26 protein-coding genes are annotated in these 26,305 nt (G+C 71.7%); 3 read left to right on the forward strand and 23 right to left on the reverse strand.

Translation table 11 applies throughout. The annotated features are described in order from the left end of the window. Nucleotides 1-30: 30 nt before the first annotated feature. The 6 genes from ACL02T_RS33270 to ACL02T_RS33295 form a co-directional block, all read right to left on the reverse strand. Complete coding sequence (locus ACL02T_RS33270; RefSeq protein WP_412834797.1) at nt 31-426, reverse strand: Rieske (2Fe-2S) protein; 396 nt, start codon at nt 424-426, stop codon at nt 31-33. A gap of 4 nt (nt 427-430) precedes the next feature. Next, nucleotides 431-1,576 (reverse strand): amidohydrolase family protein, encoded by a 1,146-nt coding sequence (locus ACL02T_RS33275; protein ID WP_412834798.1) that lies wholly within the window; start codon nt 1,574-1,576, stop codon nt 431-433. 18 nt (nt 1,577-1,594) lie between these two features. After that, a complete protein-coding gene (locus ACL02T_RS33280) occupies nt 1,595-2,752 on the reverse strand; it encodes a thiolase family protein (RefSeq protein WP_412834799.1) in 1,158 nt (385 codons plus the stop codon). Then, the gene (locus ACL02T_RS33285; RefSeq protein WP_412834800.1) at nt 2,749-3,132 is read right to left on the reverse strand and encodes a Zn-ribbon domain-containing OB-fold protein; all 384 of its coding nucleotides are present in this window, start codon (nt 3,130-3,132) and stop codon (nt 2,749-2,751) included. Before ACL02T_RS33285 ends, ACL02T_RS33280 begins: the two co-directional genes overlap by 4 nt. Continuing rightward, nucleotides 3,129-3,995, reverse strand: coding sequence for a hypothetical protein (locus tag ACL02T_RS33290; RefSeq protein ID WP_412834801.1), 867 nt, complete (start codon nt 3,993-3,995; stop codon nt 3,129-3,131). The genes ACL02T_RS33285 and ACL02T_RS33290 overlap by 4 nt, the downstream gene beginning before the upstream one ends. A gap of 115 nt (nt 3,996-4,110) precedes the next feature. Further along, a complete protein-coding gene (locus tag ACL02T_RS33295) occupies nt 4,111-4,884 on the reverse strand; it encodes a FadR/GntR family transcriptional regulator (RefSeq protein ID WP_412834802.1) in 774 nt (257 codons plus the stop codon). Nucleotides 4,885-4,999: 115 nt separating this feature from the next. On the opposite strand from ACL02T_RS33295, the gene ACL02T_RS33300 reads away from it, so the two are divergent. Beyond that, nucleotides 5,000-6,157, forward strand: a complete 1,158-nt coding sequence (locus tag ACL02T_RS33300) for an acyl-CoA dehydrogenase family protein (RefSeq protein WP_412834803.1) — start codon at nt 5,000-5,002, stop codon at nt 6,155-6,157. 9 nt (nt 6,158-6,166) lie between these two features. Then, complete coding sequence (locus tag ACL02T_RS33305; RefSeq protein WP_412834804.1) at nt 6,167-7,801, forward strand: FAD-dependent oxidoreductase; 1,635 nt, start codon at nt 6,167-6,169, stop codon at nt 7,799-7,801. A gap of 66 nt (nt 7,802-7,867) precedes the next feature. On the opposite strand, the gene ACL02T_RS33310 is transcribed toward ACL02T_RS33305, so the two are convergent. The 13 genes from ACL02T_RS33310 to ACL02T_RS33370 all read right to left on the reverse strand — a co-directional run bounded on the left by ACL02T_RS33310 (nt 7,868) and on the right by ACL02T_RS33370 (nt 19,473). Next, nucleotides 7,868-8,668, reverse strand: coding sequence for a crotonase/enoyl-CoA hydratase family protein (locus ACL02T_RS33310; protein ID WP_412834805.1), 801 nt, complete (start codon nt 8,666-8,668; stop codon nt 7,868-7,870). Beyond that, entirely contained in the window at nt 8,665-9,429 is a 765-nt protein-coding gene (locus tag ACL02T_RS33315) for an SDR family NAD(P)-dependent oxidoreductase (protein WP_412834806.1), read from the reverse strand. Before ACL02T_RS33315 ends, ACL02T_RS33310 begins: the two co-directional genes overlap by 4 nt. A 66-nt stretch (nt 9,430-9,495) precedes the next feature. Beyond that, nucleotides 9,496-10,239 (reverse strand): carboxymuconolactone decarboxylase family protein, encoded by a 744-nt coding sequence (locus ACL02T_RS33320; RefSeq protein WP_412834807.1) that lies wholly within the window; start codon nt 10,237-10,239, stop codon nt 9,496-9,498. Then, a complete protein-coding gene (locus ACL02T_RS33325) occupies nt 10,236-11,612 on the reverse strand; it encodes an MFS transporter (protein WP_412834808.1) in 1,377 nt (458 codons plus the stop codon). Before ACL02T_RS33325 ends, ACL02T_RS33320 begins: the two co-directional genes overlap by 4 nt. A gap of 78 nt (nt 11,613-11,690) precedes the next feature. Continuing rightward, nucleotides 11,691-12,854, reverse strand: a complete 1,164-nt coding sequence (locus tag ACL02T_RS33330) for a thiolase family protein (RefSeq protein WP_412834821.1) — start codon at nt 12,852-12,854, stop codon at nt 11,691-11,693. Continuing rightward, the gene (locus ACL02T_RS33335; RefSeq protein WP_412834822.1) at nt 12,736-13,509 is read right to left on the reverse strand and encodes an SDR family NAD(P)-dependent oxidoreductase; all 774 of its coding nucleotides are present in this window, start codon (nt 13,507-13,509) and stop codon (nt 12,736-12,738) included. The genes ACL02T_RS33330 and ACL02T_RS33335 overlap by 119 nt, the downstream gene beginning before the upstream one ends. A gap of 115 nt (nt 13,510-13,624) precedes the next feature. Next, nucleotides 13,625-14,266 carry a TetR/AcrR family transcriptional regulator gene (locus tag ACL02T_RS33340; RefSeq protein WP_412834809.1) on the reverse strand — a complete coding sequence of 214 codons (642 nt, stop codon included), beginning with the start codon at nt 14,264-14,266 and terminating at the stop codon, nt 13,625-13,627. Continuing rightward, the gene (locus ACL02T_RS33345) at nt 14,263-15,150 is read right to left on the reverse strand and encodes a MaoC/PaaZ C-terminal domain-containing protein (protein WP_412834810.1); all 888 of its coding nucleotides are present in this window, start codon (nt 15,148-15,150) and stop codon (nt 14,263-14,265) included. The genes ACL02T_RS33340 and ACL02T_RS33345 overlap by 4 nt, the downstream gene beginning before the upstream one ends. Next, nucleotides 15,147-16,316: a CaiB/BaiF CoA transferase family protein gene (locus ACL02T_RS33350; protein WP_412834811.1), complete on the reverse strand. Its 1,170-nt coding sequence runs from the start codon at nt 16,314-16,316 to the stop codon at nt 15,147-15,149. Before ACL02T_RS33350 ends, ACL02T_RS33345 begins: the two co-directional genes overlap by 4 nt. Further along, nucleotides 16,298-17,413 (reverse strand): Rv3169 family protein, encoded by a 1,116-nt coding sequence (locus ACL02T_RS33355; protein WP_412834812.1) that lies wholly within the window; start codon nt 17,411-17,413, stop codon nt 16,298-16,300. Before ACL02T_RS33355 ends, ACL02T_RS33350 begins: the two co-directional genes overlap by 19 nt. Before the next feature lies 1 nt (nt 17,414). Next, on the reverse strand, nt 17,415-17,858 hold the full coding sequence (locus tag ACL02T_RS33360; RefSeq protein ID WP_412834813.1) for a hypothetical protein: 444 nt from the start codon (nt 17,856-17,858) through the stop codon (nt 17,415-17,417). After that, a complete protein-coding gene (locus tag ACL02T_RS33365; protein WP_412834814.1) occupies nt 17,855-18,883 on the reverse strand; it encodes a phosphotransferase family protein in 1,029 nt (342 codons plus the stop codon). The genes ACL02T_RS33360 and ACL02T_RS33365 overlap by 4 nt, the downstream gene beginning before the upstream one ends. Nucleotides 18,884-18,945: 62 nt before the next feature. Continuing rightward, nucleotides 18,946-19,473: a hypothetical protein gene (locus ACL02T_RS33370; RefSeq protein ID WP_412834815.1), complete on the reverse strand. Its 528-nt coding sequence runs from the start codon at nt 19,471-19,473 to the stop codon at nt 18,946-18,948. A 219-nt stretch (nt 19,474-19,692) separates the two neighbouring features. Between ACL02T_RS33370 and ACL02T_RS33375 the strand changes: the two genes are divergently transcribed. Further along, the gene (locus ACL02T_RS33375; RefSeq protein ID WP_412834816.1) at nt 19,693-20,511 is read left to right on the forward strand and encodes an SDR family NAD(P)-dependent oxidoreductase; all 819 of its coding nucleotides are present in this window, start codon (nt 19,693-19,695) and stop codon (nt 20,509-20,511) included. Between the two features lie 274 nt (nt 20,512-20,785). On the opposite strand, the gene ACL02T_RS33380 is transcribed toward ACL02T_RS33375, so the two are convergent. The 4 genes from ACL02T_RS33380 to ACL02T_RS33395 form a co-directional block, all read right to left on the reverse strand. Beyond that, nucleotides 20,786-23,137 (reverse strand): xanthine dehydrogenase family protein molybdopterin-binding subunit, encoded by a 2,352-nt coding sequence (locus ACL02T_RS33380; RefSeq protein WP_412834817.1) that lies wholly within the window; start codon nt 23,135-23,137, stop codon nt 20,786-20,788. Continuing rightward, nucleotides 23,134-23,622, reverse strand: coding sequence for a (2Fe-2S)-binding protein (locus ACL02T_RS33385; protein ID WP_412834818.1), 489 nt, complete (start codon nt 23,620-23,622; stop codon nt 23,134-23,136). The genes ACL02T_RS33380 and ACL02T_RS33385 overlap by 4 nt, the downstream gene beginning before the upstream one ends. Next, on the reverse strand, nt 23,619-24,509 hold the full coding sequence (locus ACL02T_RS33390; protein WP_412834819.1) for an FAD binding domain-containing protein: 891 nt from the start codon (nt 24,507-24,509) through the stop codon (nt 23,619-23,621). Before ACL02T_RS33390 ends, ACL02T_RS33385 begins: the two co-directional genes overlap by 4 nt. An 830-nt stretch (nt 24,510-25,339) precedes the next feature. Then, nucleotides 25,340-26,122 carry an enoyl-CoA hydratase/isomerase family protein gene (locus tag ACL02T_RS33395; RefSeq protein ID WP_412834820.1) on the reverse strand — a complete coding sequence of 261 codons (783 nt, stop codon included), beginning with the start codon at nt 26,120-26,122 and terminating at the stop codon, nt 25,340-25,342. Between the last annotated feature and the right edge of the window lie 183 nt (nt 26,123-26,305).

Here is a 26,305-nt window from a genome sequence, read left to right on the forward strand (position 1 = left end):
CCGTCTCCTCGTGGATGTCGTGCCGGGCCGTCAGGCGTAGAGCACGACGTTCCCGTCCTCGACCCGGACGGGGTAGACGCGAACGCGGCCGCGTTCGTTCTTCACCAGCGCGCGCCCGGTCTCGAGCCGGAACTCGTAGCCGTGCCACGGGCAGGTGATCCACTCGTTGTGCTGCTCGTAGCGGTACTCGTGCACTGCGGTGTCGGCCATGGTGCCCTTCACGACCCCCTCGCACAGCGGGGCCCCGTGGTGCGGGCAGCTGTTGAGCAGGGCGTGGTAACGACCGTCGACGTTGAGCACGCCGACCGACCTGCCGTCGATATCGACGATCTTGCGCTGCCCGACCGGCAGCTCCTCGACGGTGCAGATCACGTGCGGGGTGCCCTTGGGGCGCACGGGCGTCTCCGACTTCACTGTCGAATTCACGGTCTCAGTCAAGGCGGTCTCCGTAGACCTCGCGGGGGGTCTCGACCTGGATCCGGCGGCGCAGCTCGGGACTGATGCCCGCCAGCGCGCGGTCCGGGTTGTCGAAGTCCCAGTGCGGGTAGTCCGAGCTGTACATGAGCACGCGGTCTGCGTGCAGCATGTCCATCAGCGGGGCCAGGTGCCGGGGGTCGTGGGGCTCGATGAAGGGCTGCGTGGTGAACCGAACGTGCTCGAGCAGGTACTCCGACGGCGGGCGGGTCAGCCACGGCACCTCGTTGCGCAGGCCCTTCCAGTCCCGGTCGAGCTTCCACATGACCTCGAGGGCCCAGATGAAGCCGCCCTCGGCGATCACGTGCTTGAGCTTCGGGAACTTCTCGAAGACGCCGTGGCACAGCATGCTCAGCGTGTTCGACTGGTGGATCTGCCCGAGCGCGGTGTGCCACTCCAGGTAGAAGGTCGGGGTGCCCGCCATCTGCGGGGCCTTGGCGAACACGTTCTCCGTGCCCGACGGGTGGGTCACGATCGGGAGCTCGTGCCGGTTGCAGGCCTCGTAGATGGGCCAGTAGTGCTTCTCGCCCATCAAGATCTGGCCGAGTGGCATGAACACCGCCACGACACCATCGCGACCGGCCATCCGGTCGATCTCGGCGACCGCGGCGTCCGGGTCCTGCGGCGCGACGACGAGGGCGCCGCGGAAGCGCTTGTCCTCCTGCAGCCAGCGCTCGCACATCCACTCGTTGTAGGCCGACGCGATGGTCGCGGCGACCATCCCGTCCGGCATCGCGCCGATGCCCAGGCACTGCCCGGACAGCAGCACCGCGCGGTAGACGTTGTGCGGGTCCAGCAGCTGCTTCGCGGTGAAGATCGGGTCCGTGGCCGGCGGGACACCCGGCTGAGCCGCGTCCTCCCGGTACGCGCCCGCCGGGTTGATGTAGAGGTAGTCGAGCGGCAGGGTGAACTGGGCCGCGGCCATGCCTTTCGCCCAGTCGTCCCCGCTGATGCCCAGACGGGTCCGCCAAGTCTCGGTCATGTACGGCATCAGGTCACGGATGCCGTTGACGAAGTTCGGGTGGACGTCGGAGTCGATCACCCCGTTCTTCTTCAGGTCGGTCTCGTCACGGGCGCCCCGTGGCGCCTCGATCGTCGTCACTGTCGATCTCCTCTCCGGTCAGCGTGCGCGTCCGAGAAGCGCGAGGTTGTAGTACTGGGCACCGGAACCGGCGCCGGCCGCCACGGCGATCTCGGCGTTCGGGATCTGTCGGTCGCCCGCGGTGCCGCGGACCTGATGGACGGCCTCCGCCAGCTTGAGGGTGGGGGCGCCCCAGCCGATGTGGCTGAAGCTCAGCAGGCCGCCGTCCGTGCAGGTGGGGAGCTTCCCGTCCGGTCCGATGCCGGTGGCGAGCGCGAAGTCCGTGCCCTCGCCCTCGGCGCAGAAGCCGAGGGCCTCGAACTGCCGCGCGACCTCCAGCGAGTTCACGTCGTAGAGCTGGGCGACGTCGATGTCCTGTGGCCCGACGCCCGCCTGCCCGAAGGCCGTCCGCGCCGCCGCCGCGCCGATCGACCAGGCCTGCTCGTAGCGGGCCGGGTCGACATACTGCTGGCGCAGCCACTCCATGCCCGCTCCCAGCAGCACGACCGGCGGGTGCGGCAGGTCGCGCGCCCGCTCGAGCGTGGTCACGACGACCGCGGCCCCGCCCTCGGAGGCCAGGCACAGGTCCAGCAGTGTGAAGGGGTCGACGACCGGCGGCGCGGCCAGCACGTCGTCGGCGGTGTAGGGGCCGCGGCCCGCCATCACCGCCTCGGGGTTCGCCGATCCGGTGGTACGGATCGTGGCCGCGATCTCCGCCGCACCGCGCCGAGCGTGCGGGAAGCGGGCCAGATGGCGCTGGGCCACCAGGGCGAAGTGCGCGGCGGTGAACGCGCCGAACGGGGCCACGAACTCGTTGCCGGGCTGGGTGTAGGAGGCGACCCGGCCGCCTCCCAGCACCCCGGCCTGTCCCCCGGTGATCAGGATCGTGCTCGCCTGCCCGGTGAGCAGCGCACCCGCCGCGTCCACCAGCGCGGGGACGCCCTGCGGGTACGAGTCGCCGATCCAGCGCAGCGGCACCCCCAGCAGCGTCGACCAGTCCGCCGACCCGGGCGCGAGGTCCGTGCCGCCGGGACCCGGCCAGCGCGCGGCGATGCCGTCGACGGCCGTGTGCGGGAGCCCCGCATCAGCCAGGGCGAGCTTCGCCGCGTCCAGGGCGACCTGCAGCGAGTTGCGGTCCGAACGCTTCCGCTGCGGGGTCACGCCGACCCCGACGATCGCCACGTCCGAGAGGTTCACGACGTCACCTCCCGAAAGGCCGGGACGAGCCGACCGCCCTGCACGACCCAGGTGACCTCGACGGCCGCGCCGATCGCGGGGAGTGGGTACCCCACCAGGCCGGCCAGCATGCTCCACCCCTCGTCGAGGTCCACGATTCCGAGCCCGAAGGGCGCGGTGAACTCCGGGCTCGGCGCCCTGTGCACCGTCGTGGCGCTGTAGACCCGTCCCCGCCCCGAGCTGCGCTCGTACGACCAGTCCTCGGACAGGCACGCCGGGCAGGCGACCTGAGGGGTGAAGAAGTTGTGCCCGCACGCCCGGCACACCGGCCGGACGAGCTCGCGCCGGGTGGCCGCGGACCAGAACCCCGCGGTCAGCCCCTTGGCATCGAGGACGGTCACGCGCCACCCACCAGGAGCCGGTGCGCCGCCTCCTTCACCGTCATCCCGACCTCGACCCCGCGCTTCGCGGCGGCCTCGTTGTGCGCGCTGATCAGGCCGTACTCGTAGCCCGCGAAGGCGTTCCCGATGGGGGCGGTGGTGCCGTCGATGCAGGCACCGGCCAATCCGGCCTCGTCCGCGGTCGCCAGTCCGGCGATGCCGGAGCGGTTCTTGCTCATTCCGCCGTCGTGGCAGATGAACCCCCACGGCTTGGCCTCGAGCAGGAACTTCGCGCCGCTGCGGCCGGTGTGTCCCGCCGTGACCAGCACGGACGTGTTCTCGTCCTCCGGGTAGGCCCAGACGATCGAGTCGGTGACGACGACGCGGCGACCGCTCTCGTGCGTCTCCATCACCTCGCGGCGGATCTTGTTGCCCACCTCGGTGTCCGTGGGGTCGGTGTCCAGCAGCAGGTCCGCAGCCTCGGCCACGCTCATGCCCGGCTTGACCCCGCACGTCTCGGCCACGTAGTTGACGTGCTTGACCACGCCCGAGCGGTAGAGGTCCTCGCCGTTGCCCATGTCCGCGGTCATGCCGTCCGCGCACGCCGCCGCGATGCCCAGGGCCTCGAGATACCACAGACCGGCGATCCCGGCGCCGTCCTTGCCGACGCACGCGTCGTGCCCGATCACCGCGCGTGGGCGGTGGACGGCCACCATCCGCGCGGGGAGCACCCCGATGTACGACGCCGGCACGACCACGTCCCGCCCGGTGTTGCGCTCGTCGACGTACCGCGCCGAGTCCATCGTGACGATCCGTCGACCGTCGCGCTCGGCCACGATCTCCTGCGGGTGGTCCTGCTCCCGCTCCAGCAATGTCTTGCCCATACCCGGTTCCTGACTCCGTCGTCCGGCCAGCTGCCTTAATCTAGGGATATCATTAACAGCAGCACCGATGCTAGACGGTCGTCGCACGGTTGGCCAGGCCGGAGCACGGGACGCGTCAGGTGCCGTACATCTCCCAGCTCAGCACCTCGTCCATCTGGCGCTGATAGTGGCGCTCGAAGTAGTTCAGGGTGTCGTCCATGTGCTTGCGCATCGCCGCCTCGGCCTTCTCGCCCTCCCCGGACTCGATGCCGATGCAGACCTCGTCGTGGGCCTGCCAGACGAGCTTGCGGAACCGGCGCGGGTAGTCCACGCCCAGCACGGTCCCGTCCGTGATCCAGTGCAGCGAGTTGATGCAGTAGCCGAACAGCGGGTTCTCCGAGCCCCAGGCCACGAGGTCGTGGAAACGCCGGTTCTCGTCGAGGAAGGCCTCCCGGTCGTCCAGGTCGGAGCCCATGCGATCCACCGAGGCCCGCAGGTCCGCGAGCAGGCCCTGGTCCCCGCGCTCCGCGCACAGCCGGGCGGTGATCGGCTCGAGCAGCTGCCGGGTCTCGATCACGGCCCGGAAGGGCGTGTCGGCGAACTGCATGAGCAACGCCAGCGTGCTGGCGAGGTGCCGTGAGTCCGGAGAGGTGATCACCGGGCCGCCGCCCGGGCCGGGCCGGATGGTGAGGACACCTTGCAGCTCCAGCACCCGCAACGCCTCACGCAGAGTGTTGCGCCCGACGTTGTAGGTCTCGAGCATGTCCCGCTCGGGCGGCAGGTGACTACCGGGCGGGAGGTTGCGCTCCTTGATCTCGCGAACGATCCGTTGGGCGATCACCGTCGCCCGCTTCGGCGGCATTCCGACCGGTCCCGAGCGCGGCGCGACGTCCCTACGAGCGGCGGTCATGATCCCCCCTTGCAGCTCCGACTATTTCCTGGACATCGTACTCAGGGTTGACACCCGGGTTCCGGACCTCGCGGCCCATCGACGTGGGGTCGAGTAGATGATAGACATAGTATTCATGGACTCCACGGAGATGTGGTTCGGTGTGGGACCCGCCGAGCGTGCCCTGCAGGACGAGGCCCGGGCACTGGCCGCCACGGTCGTCCCCCTGGCCGCCGAGGCCGACGCGATGAGCGAGGTCCACCCGGGCGTGCGGGAGGCGCTGCGGGCCAGCGGACTCGCCGGGCTCATGGTCCCCGCGGTGTACGGCGGGCGGTCCGAGTCGGTGGACCCGCTGGCCGTGTGCCTGGTGCGGGAGATCTTCATGAAGGCCTCGTCGCACCTCGACTCGCTGTTCGCCCTGCAGGGCATCGGCAGCTACGCGATCACCCGCGGGGGAACCGAGGAACAGCGCAGGCAGTGGCTGCCCCGGGTCGCCTCGCTCGAGACCCTCGCCGGCCTGGCGCTGACCGAGGAGAACGCCGGATCGGACCTGAAGAACGTGTCCACGACGGTCACGGACAAGGACGGCACGCTCGTCGTCCGCGGCGAGAAGACCTTCATCTCCAACGCCGGCGCCGCCGACTTCTACGTCACCCTGGTCAGGGAGGACCTGCCCGAGGGACCGGGCCTGTCGCTGGTGCTGGTCCCGGCCGACGCACCCGGGGTCACCACCCGGCCCAGCCCCGAGCTGATCGCCCCGCACGTGCTCGGCGACCTGACGTTCGACGACGTCGTGGTGCCCGCGGAGGCCCGCCTCGGTGCCCCGGGCAAGGCGATGTCGCTCGTCCTGTCCACGCTCGCGGTGTTCCGGGTCTCCGTCGCGGGGGCCGCGGTCGGGCTGGCCACCGGCGCACTCGAGGAGGCCGCCCGGCACGCCCGCACCCGCGAGCAGTTCGGCCGCCCGCTGCTCAAGCACGGCCCGGTCGCCCAGCTGCTCGCCGACTCCTGGAACGACGTCGAGATGGCCCGCCTGCTGACCTACCAGGCCGCCGCGAGCGCGCGGGAGGACCCGCGGGCCGCCCTCAACCGCTCCTCGATGGCCAAGGTGGCCGCGACCGAGGCCGCCACCCGGGTCGTGGACCGCTGCGTGCAGGTGATGGGCCGGTGGGGCCTGATCGCGAACACGCCCATCGAGCGCTACTACCGGCAGGCGCGACCGATGCGGGTCTACGAGGGCGCGTCCGAGGTGCTCAAGCTCGGCATCGCGACCACGCTCTGCGCCGAGATCGACTGAGGGGACAGCATGCGGGTGTGGTGCGGGATCCCGGACGGCCCGGACTTCGACGTCGTGGTCGTGGGCTCGGGCGCGATCGGGCTGACGGCGGCGATCACCGCCGCGGACGCCGGCGCCCGCGTCGCCGTGCTCGAGAAGGCGGACTACCTGGGCGGGACGTCGGCGGTGTCCGGCGGCATGTTCTGGGTGCCGATGAACTCCCGGATGGCCGAGCTCGGTGTCACCGACGACCGGGACGACGCGTTGCGGTACCTGCGGGCGGTCACCGCGGGCCGCACGGCGGACGACGTGCTGCTGGCGTTGATCGACCGGGGTCCGGAGATGGTGGACTTCCTGGAGCGCCGGGCGGGTCTGCGGATGGCCGCGATGGACAACTTCCCCGACTACCACCCGGAGTGGGACGGGGCGCACACCGGCGGCCGTTCACTGGACCCGGAGCCGTACGACATCACGCAGCTCGGCGGCCTGGCCGAGAGCCTTCGCCCCGACCTGCGACCCCCGTTCACCATGCGGGAGTACGAGGAGTGGCGGATCTTCACCCGCTTCCCGACCGACGAGCTCCGCCGTCGGGCGGATGCGGGCCTGGTCGCCCGCGGCCGGGCGCTGGTCGCGCCGTTGATCAAAGCGTGCGCGGACCTCGGCGTCACCCTGGCCACCGGGTGCGGTGTCGAGCGGCTCCGCACCTCGGACGGCGCGGTCACCGGGGTGGAGGGCGCGTACCTCGACGTCCGTGCCCGGGTCGTCGTCCTCGCGTGCGGCGGGTTCGAGTGGTCGCCGGAAATGGTCGACAACTACCTCTCGGGTCCTGTGCACGGCAGCTGCAGCCCCCCGCACAACACCGGCGACGGCATCCGCATGGCCGCCAAGCTGGGTGCGGGCCTCGGGTCGATGCGCGAGGCCTGGTGGGGGCCGATGGTCCTGGTCCCGGGAGACGAGACGGACGGGGCACAGACCGCGACCCTGCTCCGCTTCGAGCGGACCGGGCCGCACAGCGTGATCGTCAACCGCAACGGGCGACGGTTCGTCAACGAGGCCCACAACTACAACGACATGACCAAGGCCTTCCACCTGTTCGACCCGGGCGCCTACGACTACACCAACCTCCCGGCCTACCTGATCTTCGACGAGCGCCACCTCCGCGAATACGGGTTCCTGGCCCACCGCGCCGGACGGCCGACCCCGCCGTGGATTCACAGCGCACCGTCGCTGGCCGACCTCGCCGAGGCGCTGGAGGTCGATACGGCGGGCCTGACGGCCACGGTGGAGCGGTTCAACGACGGCGCCCGCGCCGGCGTGGACCCGGACTTCCACCGCGGAGAGAGCGCCTACGACCGCTACTGGGGCGACCAGCACGCGCCGCACCCGGCCCTCGGTCCGGTGGAGACCCCGCCCTTCTACGCCGTCGAGGTCGTGTCCGGGGTGATCGGCACGAAGGGCGGTGTCCTCACCGACAGGGACGGGCAGGTGCTGGACGCCTTCGGCGAGCCCATCCCCGGGCTCTACGCGGCAGGCAACACCAGTGCCCACCCGATGGGCCCCGGGTACCCGGGCGCGGGCGCGACGCTCGGCCCCGGCGCGACCATGGCCTATGCGGCGGGGCTCGCCGCCGTCCGCCACCTCGGTCTCACCACGACCCGCGGCTGACCCCGGAGCCCCCGGAACGAGAGGGGCCGGCGCCCACGGCGCCGGCCCCCTTCCCATCCCGGGACGTCAGCGACCCTGCCAGCGCGGAGGACGCTTCTCCGCGAACGCCCGCGCGCCCTCACGGGCGTCCTGTGAGGAGCGGACGGGCTCGATGAGGAGTTCCTGCCGGGCGAACTGCTCGTCCTCGGGCCACAGCGCGGACTCGGCCATGACCACCTTGGACGCCTGCACCGCCAGCGGCGCGTTCAGCGCGATCTCGGCGGCCAGCGCCTGCGCGGCCGCGCGCGCACCGCCGTCGGGGACGACGCGGTTGACCAGCCCCAGCTCCGCGCACCGCGTCGCGGTGAGCGGGCGACCGGTGAGCACAGCCTCCGTGGCCAGGTTGCGCGGGATCCGTCGGGGCAGCCGCAGCATTCCGCCGCCGGATGCGACGAGCCCCCGCTTCACCTCCGGCAGGCCGAAGGTCGCCCCCTCCCCCGCGACGATGAGGTCGCAGGCCAGCGCGATCTCGAAGCCGCCGCCGAGGGCCGGACCCTCGACCGCGGCGATGATCGGCTTCCGGGGCGGGCGCCCGACGATCCCGAAGCCCCCGCGGTGTTCGTCGACCGGCCGCTGTCCGGTCGCCGCGAAGGCCTTGAGGTCCATGCCGGCGGAGAACAGCGTCGGCGAGCCGGTGAGCACGGCGGCCCGCAGGTCGTCGGACTCGTCGAGCTCGTCGAGGGCCGTGCTGAGCAGGCAGGCCGTCTCCAGGTCGATGGCGTTCCGCCGCTCGGGCCGGTGCAGGGTGAACACCGCTACGCCGTCGACACGCTCGACGAGCAGCGGCAGGGTGCCCGCGTACGCCGACCGGGTCAGCTGCTCGGTCATCGCGGCGCCATCCGGATGCCGCCGTCGAGCCGGATCGTCTCACCGTTGATCATCGGGTTCTCGAGGATGTGCAGCGCGAGCGCACCGTACTCGTCCGGGGTACCCAGCCGGCTCGGGTGGGGCACCATCTTGCCCAGGGAGTCCCGCACCTCCTGCGGCAGCCTGCCCAGCAGCGGGGTGTCGAAGATACCCGGGGCGATCGTCGCCACCCGGATCTGCTTGGTCGCCAGGTCCCGCGCGGCGACCAGCGTCATCCCGACGACACCTGCCTTGGACGAGGCGTACGGGATCTGCCCGATCTGGCCCTCCCACGCGGCCACCGACGCGGTCAGCACGATCGCGCCGCGCTCACCGTCGCCCGGCTCGGTGGATGCCATCCGGGCCGCCGCGAGCCGCAGGACGTTGAACGACCCGATCAGGTTGAGGTCGATGATCGACGCGTAGTCCTGCAGCGAACCGGGTGTGCCGTCCTTCTGCAGGATGCGCATCGCGTGCCCGCGGCCCGCGCAGTGCACGACGGCGCGCAGCGGCCCGAGCTCCTCGGCCACGTCGAGCGCGGGCGCCACGCCCTCCTCGGTGCGCACGTCACCGGGCACGAAGCGGGCGTCGCCGCCCAGCTCGGCGGCCGCCTCGGCGCCGCGTGACGACTCCAGGTCGAGCAGTACGACCTTGGCCCCCGCCTTGACGAGCCGGTGCGCGGTAGCGAGCCCCAGCCCGGACGCTCCACCCGTCACCAGGGCCGATATCCCTGCGATGTCCACGCTTGTCCTCTCGTGGCACGTCCGTGCGGGCGCGCCTGTCGTTGCGGATCTGCTCGGGACGGCCGGTCAGGGACCGACCACGTCCCTCGAGTCGATGACTCCCTGGGCGGCGGGCAGCCACGACGCGACCCCGGCGAACGGCATCGCCGTCAGGGTCGCCTCGACGAGCTGCTCCTCGGTGGCACCCGCCCGGCGGGCGCCGCGGGCGTGGATCGCGACGAACCGGGCCTGGTACTCGGCGGCGTTCACCGCACAGAGCAGCAGCTCCATGTCCCGTGGGGGCAGCGGCGTCTCACCGAGGGCCGCCTCGCGCATCAGGAAGTAGCCCTCCAACGCCCGGCCCGCCCGCTCGCCCAGCAGCTCCACGTAGTCCGGGACGGCGCCGAAGTAGCTCTGGAAGTAGGCGTAGGCCCCCGCCACCTCTGCCTCGGCCGTGCCGGGCGCGGCGTCGATGCCGACCGGGCCACCGTAGGCGCGCTCGGCGGCCGTGACGAACAGCTCGTGGGGCCGCACACCACGCGAGATCAGCAGCCCGACGGCGGCGCCCGCCACCCGGTCGGCTCCGACATCCTCCTTGTGAGCCGTGGTGAGGAAGTGCTCCAAGAGCCCTTCGTCCCGCTTGACCGCGCAGATCGCGGCTGCGAACAGGGCTTTCAGCCCGGCGGGCAGGGCGCCGTCGGTGACGATGACGTCGGCCACCCGCGCGAGGCCTTCGGTGAACTTCGGGGCGTTGTCCCCGAGCGCCGTCAGCCACGGGGCTTCGGGCAGCAGCTGCCCGGCCCGGTCGACGGCGGTGTCGCTTGAATTCATCGGCCCGTCCTCTCGGTCGTCGGCGGGGTGGCCTCCGCGAAGGAGTCCGCCGCGCCGCGGAATTTCGGCAAGCGCATGGTCCACAACGACCCCGCGATGGTGAGCACGCCGCCCAGCAGGAAGATCAGGGCCAGCGGCAACGTCGAGCCGCCGAGGTCCTCGGCCCACGCCAGCGCCGGGATCGGCAACAGCGCGCCGCCGATCACGCTAGCGATCGCGAAGGCGAACGAGAGCCCGAAGTACCGCAGTCGGACGGGGAAGTGCTCGCTCATCGTCGCGCCGATGACGCCGTTGGTGAGTCCGTAGTTGACCAACCCGACCGTCATGCCGATCCAGAGCAGTGCCGGCGACCCCGCCGACACGAGCGCATAGCCGGGGAAGGCCCAGACGACGGTGACGATGCCGCAGATCAGCAGCACCCGCTCCTTGCCGATGCGGGCGCCGAGCCGGGCCGAGGCGATCGTCACGGGCGCGACCACCACCGTGGCGATGAGCATGCCGATCTCGACGTCGGAGGCCGTGAGCCCCTGCACGTGGCGGGGTACGAAGGCCAGCAGGCCGGTCGCGAAGGTCAGCACCGCGATCGCGGCGGCCTGCCAGTTGAGAATCATGGCGATGATGGCCTTGCTGCCCTCGCGCAACGTCACCCCGACGCTCGCGCGGGGCACCGCAGTGCTCTCCGAGCGCGTCATGGCCTCGACGAACTCGGGAGTCTCCTCGATGCGCGTGCGGATCACGATGCCGATCGCGATCAGCACCGCGCCGACGAGGAACGGGATCCGCCAGCCCCAGGCCTGGAAGGTCTCGGGCGCCACGACGGTACCGACCAACAGCAGTGAGCCGGCCGCCAGTCCCACGCCGAGGGTGGCGCCCACCTGGGGGATCGCGCCGAAGAGGGTCTTGCGCCGCTCCGGCGCGTGCTCCACCGCGATGAGGATCGCCCCGCCCCACTCGCCGCCGTAGGCAAGTCCCTGGAGGACACGGAGGGTGACCAGTAGGACCGGCGCCGCCGCACCGATCGTGGCGTAGGTCGGCAGCAGTCCGAGCAGGACGGTGGTCAGACCCATCAGGCCCAGCGTCAGGATCAGCCCGCGTCGGCGGCCGAGCTTGTCACCGATCCGGCCGAACAGGATCGCCCCGAGCGGGCGGACGACGAAGGCGACGGCCTGGCTGGAGATCGCGAACAGGGTTCCCGCCCACGGCGCCGCATGGGGGAAGAACAGCGGTCCGAACACCAGGGCCGCGACGAACGAGTACAGGATGAAGTCGTAGATCTCGATCAGGTTCCCGATGGCCGACGCCGCTGCGATCTTGCGCAGCGACAGCCCGGTCCGGGTCGCGCCGTCGGCGACCGTGCGGTCGCCTCGGTCCATCACCACAATCCCCGCCTCCTCGAAGGGGTGTCGGCCTGACTCGCGTCCCGTCGACGCGAGGACGCCCGTGCCCGAGCGTCAGAGCCGCTCGAGGATCATCGCGTTGGCCATTCCGCCCGCTTCACACATCGTCTGCAGCCCGTACCGTCCGCCGCTCGATTCGAGGGCGCCGAGCATCGTGGTGGCCAGGCGAGCCCCGGACGCCCCCAACGGGTGCCCGAGGGCGATCGCACCCCCTCGCGGGTTGAGCTTGTCCGGATCCGCGTCGAACTCGGACTGCCACGCCAGGGGCACGGACGCGAACGCCTCGTTGACCTCGTAGTGGTCGAGGTCACCGATCGACAGGCCGCTCCGGTCGAGGACGCGGTGCGTGGCCGGGACGGGAGCGGTGAGCATCGTCAGCGGATCGTCCCCGCACACCGCGAAACCGGCGAACCGTGCGCGAGGGGCGAGGTCGAGCTCGGCCGCTGCGCGTTCGGAGACCAGCAGGATCGCCGAGGCGCCATCCGTGATCTGCGATGAGTTGCCCGCCGTGACCGACCAGGAGATCTCCGGGAACCGCTCGGCGACCCGCGGGTCCGCGAACGCCGCCTTCAGGCCGGCGAGCTTCTCGACAGTGGTTCCCCGTCGGATGGACTCGTCCCGGTCGACGACGGTGCCGTCCGGCAGCGTGATCGGGACGATCTCGCGATCGAACGCACCCGAGTCCGCCGCCGCGCCGGCCAGCCGGTGCGACCGGGCCGAGTAGTCGTCGAGCTGTTCACGTGACAGCTTCCACCGGGCGGCAACCAGCTCCGCGGCGACGCCCTGCGACACCAGGCCCGGGGCGTACCGCGCGGTGACCGAGGGTCCGTGGATGTCCGCCTCCAGTCTGTTGCAGCCCATCGGGACCCTGCTCATCGACTCCACGCCGGCCACGACCACCACGTCGTACTCCCCCGTGGCGATGCCCGCCGCCCCGAAGTGGATCGCCTGCTGGCTCGACCCGCACTTGCGCTCGACGGTGACGGCCGGGACGTGCTCCGGGAACCCGGCCGCCAGCCAGGCCATCCGTCCGACGTTGCCGGACTGCTCGCCGGCCTGACTGACACATCCCGTGACCACGTCGTCCACACGTCCGGGATCAATCCCGGTACGGCGGATCAGACCGGCGATCGTCTGTGCCAGTAGGTCCACCGCGTGCAACCCCGAGAGTGCCCCTCCTGGCTTGCCCTTCCCCATCGGGGACCGGACCGCATCCACCACATAAGCCTGCTGCATCACACCTCCTACTGAGGATTACTATATACATGGATTCGGTGAACGGAAGCCCTCGCCGCACCGCGGCGGCTCCGGGCCGAGGCCGCCTGCCGGTGCACGGGCGGTCGGGGTGGGACTCCTCGCCCTTGTCATCGGAGCGGGCGACCACAGCTCGGTACGACGGCTGTGCGCCGACCCTTCGCTGGTCCGCGGTCCGAGGGGGGCAGCCGGATCCGGACGTTCGGCGGGACTCGGACCGGCTCGTCGTCGTCGACCAGGAGGCGTTACCGGACAAGGGAGTCGACGGGCTCACCCGCACGATGCGGACGACGACCAAGGCCAGGGCCGGCGGTTTCGGCGCCTCGACCGCCGTGAGGATCGCCGCGCCCGCCCGGTCGGGGTCACCGGGCTGGGGGCCGTCGGACCGGTCGTTCTCCCTGCGCCGCAGACCCGCGGTCTGCGCGTGGTCCGGGATGGGCGCGGCCGACTGGGTGGGCGAGCGGTCGGCGAGGTCAGTGCGGAACGCGCCCGGCTCGACAACCATCGCGGCGATGCCGAGGGGTTCGAGCTCGAGGCGCAGCGAGCTCGCCACCGCCTCGAGGGCCGCTTTGCTGGCCGCGTAGTTGGCCGCGCCGGCCGGAGCCGACCGCCGGGCGATCGAGGCGGACGCGAGGGAACGGCCGAGCCCGGTCGGAGCAGCCGGTGATCAACCATGTCGCCATGCCGCGATCCTCTCGGCCCTCCGGGCGCGCCGCAACGGGCCGACGCGGCGTCTACCGCTCGACAGCGGAACGGTGGTCGCCCACGATCGCGAGCGCGAAGCCGACGTACTGTGCCGCGATCTCCGCGGGTCGCTGAGGGCCGCCCACGGTGTACCAGTCGGCCACCCCCTGGCAGAGCACCAGGACGGCCCGGGTCGCCCCGTGCGCGTCCGGGGTCGAGAAGCGGCCACAGGCCCTGGCGGCCTCCACCTCACGGAGCACCATGCGCTCCAGCTCGTCCCGCAGCGCGACGTGCTGGCTACGGTAAGGCTCGTCGAGGACGTGGATCTCCCTGGCCGCACGGGCAAGTCGTCGCCGGTGGGTCATGTAGAGGACGATGTTCTCGACGAGCGCGGTGAACCGGTCCCGCGGATCGTCCCCGGCATCCGCGAGCGCCGCCCGGCTGCGCGCCATGACATCCTCATTGGACATCCGCAGCAGCGTCGCGAGGATCTCCTGCTTGCTCGGGTAATGGTGGTAGAGCCCCGGGACCGACAACCCCGCCTTGGCCGCGATCGCCCGCACCGTCGTCCCGTGGTAGCCGAAGCGGACGAACACGTCGAGCGCGGCGTCGAGCACGTCGGGCAGCGTGCGGTCGTGGGTGTAGGTGCGCCAGTCGGACGTTGCGACGGTGCGCGCCTCCGTCTCGGTCATGGCGTCCCCTCTGGTCCCGGACCGCGATCGTAGGCGACCTCGGCGGAGACGTGGCGGCCGCGGGCGTGATCACCGGTCACCGTCACCGCACAGCTGCCGCCCACGGGCTTGGTTCGTCCGCGCAGGACGAGCTCGTCGCCCGGGAAGCACGGGAGCGCGAGCCGCAACCGCAGCGCGGTGCACCGCCCCTTCGGCACCAGTGCGCCGGCGTAGCGCTGGACCAGGCCGGCCGTGGTGACGATAGAGGCGATGATGTCGGTCAGCCCCTGGGCGTGGGCGACCTCATGGTCGTGGTGCACCGGCTCGTGGTCGTTCGAGGCGAGCGAGGCCGAGACGATGAGCGTGCGGCTCATGGGCACGACCAGCGGTTCGTGGGCGCCGGGTGCCGGCTCGGGCCGTCCCGCGGGCGCGCGGCGCGCGGGGGCGGGGTCGAAGTAGAGGGTGCGGGCGCGCATCCGGCCGACCGGGCCGTCGTCGTCCCCCACCTCGAAGCCGATCGTGACGAACCGGCCGCGGCCCAGGGCGGTGTCCTTCGGCGGCGACACGGCCTCGATCCAGGACCGTTCCCGCAGCAGCATCCCCGGCCGGACGGGCCGCAGGTACTCCTGGTCGTAGTTCGTCGCGACGACGGCGCCGAGCCCGGCCTCACGGGCGGCGGTCCGCACGCGGGCGTGCAGGGTCGGGCGGTTCTCGCGCCCGCTGATCGGCATGGTCCAGGTCTGCAGCATCGCCGGTGGCGCGACGGCGTCCGGGCCGAAGCAGCGCGGGTCCGTCTCGCCGATCGCCGCGCACCACGTGCGGATCGCATGCTCGCTGACCGGCACCTCGGCGACGCGCTCGCCACCGGTCATCCCGTCGAGCAGCACGTCCAGATCGCCGCTCACGAGCCGAACCGGACGTCGTCGGCCTGCAGCTCGCGGCGTGGCCGCAGCTCCCGTTCCCGCGTGTGCTCCAACCGGACCGGGCTCGCGACGCCGTGGTCGGGACCGACCCGTCGCAGCAACCCGCTCTCGGCGGCCAGCGGGTCCGCGACCACCCCGGCGTAGTCCTTCACCTCGGCGACCAGCACGCCCACCGCGCTCAGCCGGGCGACCCACTCCGCCACGGTCCCCGCCGCGAGCCGCTTCTCCAGGAGCTCCACGAGCTCGGCGCGGTGCCGGGCCCGGAGCACGCCGTCGGCGAAGCGCGGATCGTCGACCAGCTCGGGGGCGCCGAGGGTCCGGGTGAACGCGCGCCAGTGCGGGTCCAGGTAGGCGCTGACGATGATCTCCCCGTCCGCGCAGCGGAGCAGGTCCGCGGGGGCGGTGAGGGGGGCGCTGTTGCCCGCGCGCGGGGTCTGGACGCCGGTCATCAGGTACTCGGTGAGCGGACCGGTCTGCAGGTGCAGGCCCACGTCGTAGAGGCTGACCCGCACCACGTCCCCGCGGCCGCTGCGCTCGCGGCGGAACAGCGCCGCCAGGATGCCGTGGCACAGCGTGTGCCCGCAGGCGGCGTCCACCGCGGTGAATCCGATCTTGGTTCCGGGCCGGTCCGGGTAGCCGGTGGTCGAGATGATGCCGCTCTCGGCCTGTACGACGATGTCGACGCCGCCCCGCGTGCGGCCGACCGGCCCGCGCCCGAAGCCCGAGACCGACGCGTACACGAGCCGCGGATTGCGGGCGAGCAGCTCGTCCGCGCCGAGACCCAGCCGCTCCATCGCACCGGGGCGGGCGGCCTCGATCACCACGTCCGCCTGATCCACCAGGTCGAGGACCTTCGCCCGACCCTCGGCGCTGCGCAGGTCCAGCCGGATCAGCCGCTTGTCGCGGTTGTAGCCGACGAAGACCGGCGAGTCCGGCAACCCGGCGGCGGCGAGCGAGCGGAGCTGCCGCCCGCCGTCGCCCTGCGGGGGCTCGACCTTGATCACGTCGGCGCCGTAGTCCGCGAGCAGCAGGCCCGCCGACGGCCCGGCGACCATCTGGGCGAGCTCCAGCACGCGGATCCCGGCGAGCGGGAGCTCCTCGCCGGTCACGTCAGCCGTCGCGTCGGCGCTCACGTCAGGCCCAGCCACGGCAGCCTCCCGCTCAGGATCAACGTCATGCTCCCCTGCCCGCGGCTCACCGCGCCGGCACGCTCGAGCTCCACGGCGACCGGCTGGATCCGGTGCCAGTGCTCGTTCGTGCGGCCGTCCGGGTACTCGATCACCGAGGGGTGCGAGACGTCCCAGACGTCGTGCTCGAGGACCTCCTCGCCGCGCCAGACGCCGAGCCCGCCACGGTCGGCGTAGCCGCCCGAGTAGCCGAGGCCCTGCATCGCGATCGCCGGCCCGAGGGCCGTGCAGCGGAAGGTGACCGCGCCGCCGTCGTCGAGCGTCGCGCCCAGCGTGCAGTCGCGGAAGCGCCGGGTGCCCTCGTGCAGGGCCACCTCCAGCTCGGTACCCGAGACGGACTGCACCGCCGACGCCCCGTCGCGCGGCGCGAGGTCCCCGGTCAGGTAGCCCGGATCCTCCCCGCGGCGCTCGAACAGCACATGCCCGGCCACGGCGTCGGTGGCGAAGAAGAGGAAGGCCATGGCGAAGCCCCGCTGCCCCAGGTCCTCCTTCGGCCCGGTGACCGGCTCCCTGATCCCCATCCGTGGGCGCACACCCCAGGAGTGGTCCCGGCAGGACCACCAGTCCGCGACGTCGATCCACTCGCCACCCACGGTCAGGCCCCCTCGGAGGGTGCCGATCTGGTCGAAACGCCGGTAGTCCTCGGTGACGCGGCCCCGGCGGCGTGCGAAGTGCGGGCGCTCCTCGGCGGCCGGCAGCACCCCGCTCCACGTCAGCTCGCCGGAGATGCCGTGCTCCCCCGGCTCGATCGTGATCCGGAACTCCTGCAGGGGCACGGTCGGCCGCACCCGCAGCGGTCCGCAGACGGTGTCGACCTCGTGTCCCAGGGAGCGCGACACGCGGACGTTGTACTGCCGACCCCGGTGCACGACGACCGCGCCGCCGTCGAGGACGTTCATGTTGCGGTAGGCGCCCATGGTCACCTGCACCGCCGCGGAGCCGTCCGGGGCGTAGCCGGCGAACCAGTAGCGGTCGAAGAAGCGGGGGTCGCTGGTCCCGACGTGGTCGAAGGTGGTCGGGAGCTGGTGCCAGAGGGTGTCGTCGAGGCTGGTCAGCACGTCAGCCCGCCGACCTCGGGGTGTCCGGCACCATGCGCAGCGGGTAGCGGCGGGTCCGCTCCGTCAGGTGGGCGACGACGGCGCCGTGCTCCGGGGTGTCGGTGTCGACCACCCGCACGGCCTCGGCAAGGAGCCCGCGCAGCTCGACGGCCCGCGCGTCCACCGCGACGGCGTCGATCGGGTCCGGGTCGGGGCCCACGGCCGCGATCCGCTGTGCCAGCGGGCCGGGCACGATCGCGCTCAGCCGCTCGAGCAGCGCCGCGGTCTCCCGGATGTCCCAGTGCTGGAACGGCAGGTCGGCGGTCCAGCTCTCGCCCAACGTGCGCAGGTTGCGGACCAGATCCCGCAGGACCTCGGCCGCCGGGGTTCCGGCGACCTCGGGGGCCACCACCCGTTCCAGGACCGCGCAGGTCCCCTGCAGCTGTTCGGTGATCGTCGGCCTCACCGTGCGCCCTCCTCGATCATCCGCAGCATCGCCCGCACCAGCCACGTCGGGCTGTGGTGCACGCGGTCGAACCGGCCGGCGACGAACTCGTGCATCCCGGTCAGCACGATCACGGCCAGCTTCCAGCAGGAGAAGACGTTCCACCAGGTCAACTCGTCGGGGTCCACGGCGTGACCGGTCAGCTCCGTGTAGACCTCGACGATCCGCTCGCGCTCCCACAGCCTGCTGATCTGGTGCTCCCGGGCCCGCACGGGATTGGTGATCCACCCGAGGTCCTCGAGCGGATCACCCAGGTGGGCGGTCTCCCAGTCCAACATCGCCGAGATCCGGTCGTCGAGCAGCAGCGCGTTGCCCGGCTTGAAGTCCCCGTGCACGAGCACGGTCCGGGTGCAGGGCCGGGCGCGCTCGCGCAGCCAGCGCAGCACGACCTCCAGCTCCGGGACCGGCTCCAACGCGACCCGGCGCAGCTCGCCCTCCCAGCGGTCGAGCTCGGCCGCCGCGGCATGGCAACCGGGGTCCTTCAGCACGGCGTCGAGTCCGAGGCCCCGCCAGTCGACCTGCTGGATCCGCACGAGCATCTCGAGGAATCCGCGTGCAAACCCCAGCCGTACCGGTTCCGGGCGGTCGGAGTTGAGCACGAACCAGTCGCACTCCCCCGCGACCCGCTCCATCACCAGCGACGGGCTGCCCAGTACCGAGCCGTCCTCGTCCAGCCAGAACGCGCGCGGGGCGGCCACGTCGGTGGCCTCCAGCGCCCGCAGGACCGCGAACTCCTCGCGGCGGTCGGTGTCGAGCAGGCTGCCCGCCGGGTCCCGCCGCATGATCAGCGGCTGGTCGTGCGTTCCGTCCGCGTCCGTCCAGGCGGCACGGAACACCCAGTTCTCCCGGGACAGCCCGCCAAACGTCCGGGTCAGGCCGGTGATCCTGACGTCCCCGGCTCCCGCGACCCGGTCGCGGACGAACCGCTCGAGCCGGGCGCCGACGTTCTCGGCGTCCTCCTGCTGATCGGCGACGGACCTCGCCACGCCCACACCTCTCCTCGCGGCCGCACCCGGCCGCAGTTCGGACCCGCGCAACCCGCGGGAGCTCAGTCCCGCAGGAACGACCGCGCCACTGCGTGCAGGTCGGCGACCTCGAACATCTCGCCCTCGGCGATCTCCTCGTAGGTGGGATCGGTGAGCATGAAGACGTCCTCGCCGACGAGCTTCGCGTTCTCGTCGTACTTCCAGAACATCGCCATCGGCAGCAGCTGCGCGTAGGTACGATCGTCCGCGGGCAGGTCTGCGCCCTCGCCGGCGAGCACCCTTCCGGTCGTGAACCTGACGAACTTCGAGTACGAGGCGATGCCCCAGTCGTTCACCCAGCAGGTGTGGTCCTGGAAGGTCGAGACGACCTCGTTCACCGCGTTGTAGTAGCCCTGCACCGCGTCCATGCCCTCGTACGTGGCAAGGTCCGGCCCCCACTTCACGTGGTAGACGGGCTGCTCGACGGTCATCGCCGGGGTCAGGATCTTCTCATCCTGCCCAGAGAACTCCAGGCCCGCGTGCCGCAGGAAATTGTCGAGAATCGCCCGGCGGTGCGGATCCTTCTCCGCCTCACCCGCATCGGCGATCACTTGCAGACAATCCCGAAACGCCTCGAGATAACGGTTCACGGCGTCGTGCTCCTTTACGTCCGATCGGAAAGTCGCTGGCAGCCAGCCGTCCATCGGTGATCGAGGCGAGGCTCGGTGGCTCCGTCACAGCCGGCGGAGGACAACTTGACACACCTCGCAAGGAATTGCAACAGTCCACCCGAGCGATCGCTCGGTCGGCCCATGAAGGAGTGGATCCGAATGACTGTTCCCCCTGTTCACCCCACCGCGATGCGGTTCACCGGGAAGGTCGTGGTGGTCACCGGGGCGGGCGCCGGGATCGGCTGGGAGACGGCCCGCCGGTTCGCCGCCGAGGGCGCCAAGGTGGCCGTCTTCGAGCTCGACGCCGACGCGGCCAGGGGCATCGCGACGGTCATCGAGGCGGACGGCGGCGAGGCGCTGCCGCTGACCGTCGACGTCACCGACGAGGACGCCGTGGGGACGGCGGTAAGCCAAGTGATGTCGACCTGGGGCCGCCTCGACGTGCTGGTCAACAACGCCGGCCACGGGGACCCGATGTTCGTGTCGGAAATGACGGTGCCGCAGTGGGACCGGATGCTCACGTTGAACCTTCGCTCGGTGTTCGTGACCTCGCGGGCGGTCTGGCCGGTGTTCACCGAGTCGGGCGGCGGGGTCATCCTCAACGCCTCGTCCATCACCGGGCGGATGGCGATGTACGGACTCGCCGGGTACGGCGCCTCCAAGGCGGGCATCGCGACCGCCACACGGGTCATGGCCATCGAGGGCGGCCGGTTCGGCATCCGGGTCAACTGCGTGTCGCCCGGCTACATCCTCACCCCTGGGTTCCAGGAGTTCATCGACCTGCAGGAGGACCCGAAGGCCTTCCACGACTCGATGGCGAACCAGTCGGCGCTACGCCGCTTCGGCTCCCCCGGCGACGTCGCCGAGGCCTACCTGTACCTTGCCTCCGACGCCGCGGGCTGGGTCACCGGCACCGACCTCGTCGTCGACGGCGGGATCACCGCCGGCCAACTGCCCGACCAAGACCCTCGCGGCTGACCGGGGGATCCTCCGCCCATCGTTCGCCAGGCGCACCTCAGGCCCCGGAGGCCGGGCGGCCGGTCAGGGTCGCGGCGACGCACAGCTTGTCCGCGGTGTTGCGCGCGCCTCGCCCCGGACGAGGGCGACGGAAAGCCCGAGGTGGTCCACGACCGTCCGGAGGTACAGCTCGGCCGCGGCCGGGCGCAGGTGGCGCACGGTCACCGTGGCGAGCGCCGGGTCCGAGTGCTGCCAGGCCAGCGTGAGGCCGCGCCGGCGCGGGAGTCCGCGACGGTCAGCCGTCGATCACGCCCAAGGCCTCCAGCACCCGCGTGGGGGTGAGCGGCGTCGCGGTGATCCGTTTGCCGCCGACCTGGGCGAAGGCGTCGTCGACGGCGTTGAGCAGGGCGGCCGGGGCGAGCACGGTGCCGCCCTCGCCGACCCCGCGCGAGCCCACCATCGTGGGCGTCTCGAACTCCATGTGGACGATCTCGATCTCCGGCACCTCGGGGGCGCTCGGCATGAGGTAGTCCATGAACGTGCCGGCGAGGTACTGGCCGTCCTCGCCGTAGGCGGAGTGCTCCAGCAACATCCCACCGAGGCCCATTGCCACCCCGCCGATCACCTGACCGTCGACGACCGACGGATTGATGATCTTTCCGCAGTCCTCCACGACCAGGTAGCGCGGGATGGTGATCTTGCCGGTCTCCTGGTCGATCTCCACCCAGCAAGCGTGGCTGCCCTGGCCCCAGCCACCGTTCTCGCCGTCGTAGACCGCGGTGGCCTCGAGATTCAGATCGACGCCCGGCGGCATCATGCCGGGGGCCATGTAGCAGCCCATCGCGAGCTCGGCGAGCGGTACCTTCGAGCCCGGCGCCCCCTTCACCGAGATCACGGAGTCCTGGATCTGCAGGTCGTCCGGGTTCGCCTCCAGCATCGCCGCGGCTATCTGCAGCACCCGCGCCTTCACCTCGCGGGCGGCGACCATGGCGCCACCCGTGGCCATCATCCCGGCCTTGGAGCCGCCGGTGCCGATCATGGTGAAGACGGTGGCGTCGGTGTCCCCGAAGACGATCCGGACGTCCTCGTACGCCACGCCCATCTCCTCGGCCACGACCTGCGCGAGGGTGGTCTCGTGCCCCTGGCCGTGCGGGATCTGTGTGGTGAAGGCGGTGACGTGCCCGTCCGGCTCGATCCGCAGCCGCACCGGCTCCGCGCCGAACGGGAAGCCGATCTTGCCCCAGAACTCGGGCGTCCCCGGGGCGGGCTCGTAGAAGGTGGCGACGCCGAGCCCGAGCAGCCTGCCCTCGGCGAGCGCCGCCTTCTGCTCGGCGCGGAAGGCGTCGAAGTCGATCATCGAGACGAGCTTCTCGAAGGTCTCGGTGGCAGTGACGCCCTCCATCGTGAAGCCGCCACCGGCGGTCACGGGCTGTTCGGCCAGTGGAACCAGGTTGCGCTGCCGCACCTCGACCGGCGACATCCCCACCTTCGCGGCGATCAGGTCCATCATCCGCTCGCGGATCAGTGTCTCCACCGCCCACGGCCCGCGCAACGAGATGTAGGACGCCTTGTTGGTCGCCACCGCCGTGGCGTGGAACCGGTAGGCGGGGACCCGGTAGGGCCCGGGCAGCATGTACCCGGCGATGTTCGTGACGACCGGAGCCGGCGGCATGATCGGGTAGGCGCCGGAGTTCATCACCATGTCGGCCTTGAGCCCGAGCAGCGTGCCGTCCGCCTTCACCGCGGCCTCGATCGTGACCGTCTCGTCCCGGGCCGCCCCACCCGCTGTCAGGTTCTCGTTGCGGTCCTCGACCCACTTCAGCGAGGCGCCGAGGTGCTTGGCGGCCGCGCAGAGCGCCACGTCCTCCCGGTAGATCGAGAACTTGAGGCCGAAGCTGCCGCCGATGTCGCTGGTCACGACCCGCATGAGGTGGATCGGCTGGTTGATGAAGCCGGACACGAGCAGCCGCAGCAGGTGCGACGTCTGGGTGGAGGCCTCGTACGTCAGCTGCCCGGTCGAGCGGTCGAAGGTGGCCACGCCGCCGCGGCCCTCCATCGGCGCGCAGCCCCAGCGGTGCTGGTCGATGCGGTCGGTGAGGACGTGGTCGGCCTCCGCGAACGCCTTGTCGACGTCCCCCTCCTCGAACCCGCCGGAGTACACGACGTTGCCGGGGACCTCCTCGAACAGCTGCGGCGCTCCTTGGGTAAGCGCGTCCGTGCTGCTCACGACAGGGTCCAGCAGGTCGTAGTCGATCTCGATCAGGCCGGCAGCGTCCTCGGCGACGTACCGGTCCGCAGCGACGACGAGCGCGAGCGGCTCGCCCACGTACCGCACGGTGTCCACGGCCAGCGCCGGGTAGGGCGCGCTGTTGAGTCCGGGGATCGGCGCGCCGAGGGCGAGCGGGTTGGTGAACGCGGCCATGTCGGCCCCGGTGATGACGGCGACGACGCCGTCCAGCTCGCGAGCGGCGTCGACGTTCAACTCCCTGATCCGGCCGTGCGGGACGGTGCTGCGGACGAAGTGGGCCGTCAAGGTGGAGCGGTCGCCGGCGTCGTCGATGTAGCGGCCGGTCCCGGTGAGGATGCGGACGTCCTCGCGGCGCTTGACCGCCGCGCCGACGATGCCGCCGACCACGCTCGAACTCATCGGTCCTCCCCCGCGAGGACGGCCTCGGCGCCGTCGATGATCTTCTGGTAGCCGGAGCAGCGGCAGATGTTGCCGGACAGCTCCTCGCGGATCTCGGCGCGCGACCGCGGGCACGGGAGACCGGCGCGCTGCTCCTGCTCCATCCCGTAGATCGCCATGACGAATCCGGGCGTGCAGAAGCCGCACTGGAAGGCGCCGCTCTCCCACAACGCGGCCTGCACGGGATGCATCTCGCCGGGCGGCGCGACGCCCTCCACGGTGGTGACCTCGTGACCATCGGCGTGAACGGCCAGGGCGAGGCAGGAGCGGACGGTCTCGCCGTCGAGCAGGACCGTGCACGCCCCGCAGACCCCGTGCTCGCACCCCAGGTGGGTGGCGGTGAGGCCGAGGTCGTGGCGCAGGAAGTCCGCGAGCGTGCGGCGGGGCTCGACGGTCGCCTTCCGGACCGCCCCGTTGACGGTCACCGTGATCTCCCGCTCGCTCACCGGTTCTCCCCTCTGGTCTGGACAGCGCGGTCGGTGGCCGTGGCCAGGGCGCGCCGGACGAGGACGCCGGCCACGTGCTTGCGGTAGGCACCGGACGCGTGGAGGTCCGAGGCGGGGTTCAGGGCCGCCGAGGTGGCGGCGGCCGCGGCGGCGAAGGCCTCCTCCCCGGGGGCGGCACCCTGCAGCGTGGCTTCGGCGTCCGTCGCGCGGACCGGGGTGAGCCCGACCCCGGACACGGCGATCCGAGCCTGCGCGATCGTGTCGCCGGACAGCCGGACGTGGACGGCCACGCCGGCCATCGCGAAATCTCCGTGCCGGCGCGCGACCTCCACGAATGCTGATCCGCTGCCGGGAGGGTCCACGGGGAACCGCACGGCGGTAAGGATCTCCTCCTCGGTCAGCGCCGTGGAGAGGAAGCCCTCGAAGAAGTTCGCGGCGGCGATCGTGCGCTCCCCCGCGAGTCCCTGCGCGACCAGCTCGGCGTCGAGGCAGAGGGCGACCGTGGGGAGCTCGGCGGCGGGGTCGGCGTGGGCGATGCTGCCGCCGACGGTGCCGCGGTTGCGGATCGCGGGGTGTCCGACGTTGCCGAGTGCCTCGACGAGCAGCGAGACAGCTGTCGCGACCTCGTCGGAGCGTTCGGCCGCACGCTGCCGGCACATCGCCCCGACCGTGAGGACCTCACCGTCGCGCCGGATCTCGGAGAGGCCCGTGACCGCGTTCAGGTCGACCACGTGCTGCGGCTGGCTCAGCCGCAGGTTCAGCAGCGGCATCAGGCTCTGGCCACCCGCCATGACCTTCGCCTCACCCGGGTCGTCCAACCCGGAGAGAATCTTCACCGCCTCGTCGACCGAGGTCGGGGCCCAGTGCTCGAACGGTGCCGGCTTCATCCCCTCACCCCCTTCCGCCCTTTTGCCCACCACGACGTTCACTGATAACGATGACCCCAGACTGGCGTGACGCTGGCAACACTGTCAAGCCGCGCTCGCCGGATCGGAACGCGAGCGCGCCCCAAGGCGCTCGGTGAGCTCCGTCGACACGCTCGCTCGACACCAGAGGGCGCCGCCTCGTACCGGACGACTGGGTTCGACGGGTCGCCTCGGTTCTGATCTTGACGAGCTGTCCCGCTTCGCCGCCGCCTGCGGGCTCGGCGGCGCCCACTCGGTTCCACGATGCGACGCCCATCAGCAGGTCGGACGGGAAGAACGGGGTTCGCCACCCGAGCTCCTGCGGACGACGAACGAACCCACCGGTCATGGTGTCGAGGGCGGCGAGGAACTCCAGACGGGTCGACGTCCGGAGAAGATGCTTCGCGAAGACCGGCTCGTTGCGCTGCCGCGGATGGAGAAGTCGAACCACTCGGCCGTCGACCACAAAAACGACGACCACGCGACCCGCCTGCGGGGTCGTGCGGGGGCCGGGCCCGAAGACGACGCCGCGGTCGAGGGTGTCGTCGGTGGGGCTCGCCGTCGAACCCTGCCTCCCCGGACCTACGGGCCCATCTCCTTCGCGATGATGGGCTGGATCTCCGAGGTGCCGCTGCCGACCATGGCGGGCTTGGCCTCACGGAGGCTGAGCCGCTCCCCTTCGAGATGCTGCCCCACAGAGGACAAGCCCTGCCCTGCCCCGCCCCGCCCCGTTCCGAGTGACCGGCCGCGGCCGGGATCACCGGCCTCCGAGTCGCTGCGGCCGGGGCGCCCTCGATCGGGAAGGAGCCTCGCTAACGCATCCGCCAGACCGGGTCGCGCTTCTCGCGGAAGGCGGCCACACCCTCCCGGATGTCCTCGGTGGTGAACGCCAGCGCGAGCCGGGACCGGAGAGCGTCGAGGGCCTCGGGCAGAGCCATGTCCCGGGTCGCCGCGATCGCGTCCTTGCCCAGACGCATCAGCAGCGGCGATTTGGCGGCAACCCTCCGCGCCCAGTCCCGCACCGTCGCCTCGAACTCCTCGGCCTCGACGACGACGTTGACGAACCCGAGCCGGGCCGCCTCGTCCGCGTCGATCGGGTCGCCGAGCATCATGAGCTCGTTCGCCTTCATCCGGTCGATCGAGCGGTAGATCAGGGCCGAGATCATGAACGGGAACACTCCGACGTTGATCTCGGGACAGCCGAACCGCACCCCTCGGCGTGCGATGACCAGGTCGCAGGCCAGGGCCAGGCCGAACGCGCCCGCGAGCACGTCTCCGCCGGCGGCGCAGATCACCGGCTTGCCCAGCTCGCCGAGGGCGGTGTACAGGCGCGGGAAGCGGTCGAGACCCGCGTACTTCTCCACGGTCGGCGCGTCCGAGGCGAAGGCCTTGAGGTCGCCGCCGGCCGAGAAGACCCGCTCGTGCGCGGAGGCGAGGACCACGACGCGGACGGTGTCGTCGGCGCGGGCTCGGTCCAGGGCCGCGAGCAGCGCGTCGAGCAGCTCGTCGGTCAGTGCGTTGCGGCTCTCGGGCCGGTCGAGAACCAGCGTCAGGACGCCGTGGTCGTCCGCCTCGTACCGCACGGGCGCGCTCATCGAGTCGGCCTCTGTCGCAGTCCGGCGACCTGCGGAGCATCATCCGAGGGTCTCGTGTCCGTCATCGCGCCTCATCACCCGTCGTGTGATCCGGTTCCCGGCTTCCGCCGTTTCCGTTGGTTCGGGCCGATGATATAAAGGTCAGGCCAAAACTCAACCGCCCGGCACGCCCGGAGCCGGTCG

It is taken from the genome of Pseudonocardia oceanicola (assembly GCF_047200735.1).
GTDB lineage: Bacteria > Actinomycetota > Actinomycetes > Mycobacteriales > Pseudonocardiaceae > Pseudonocardia.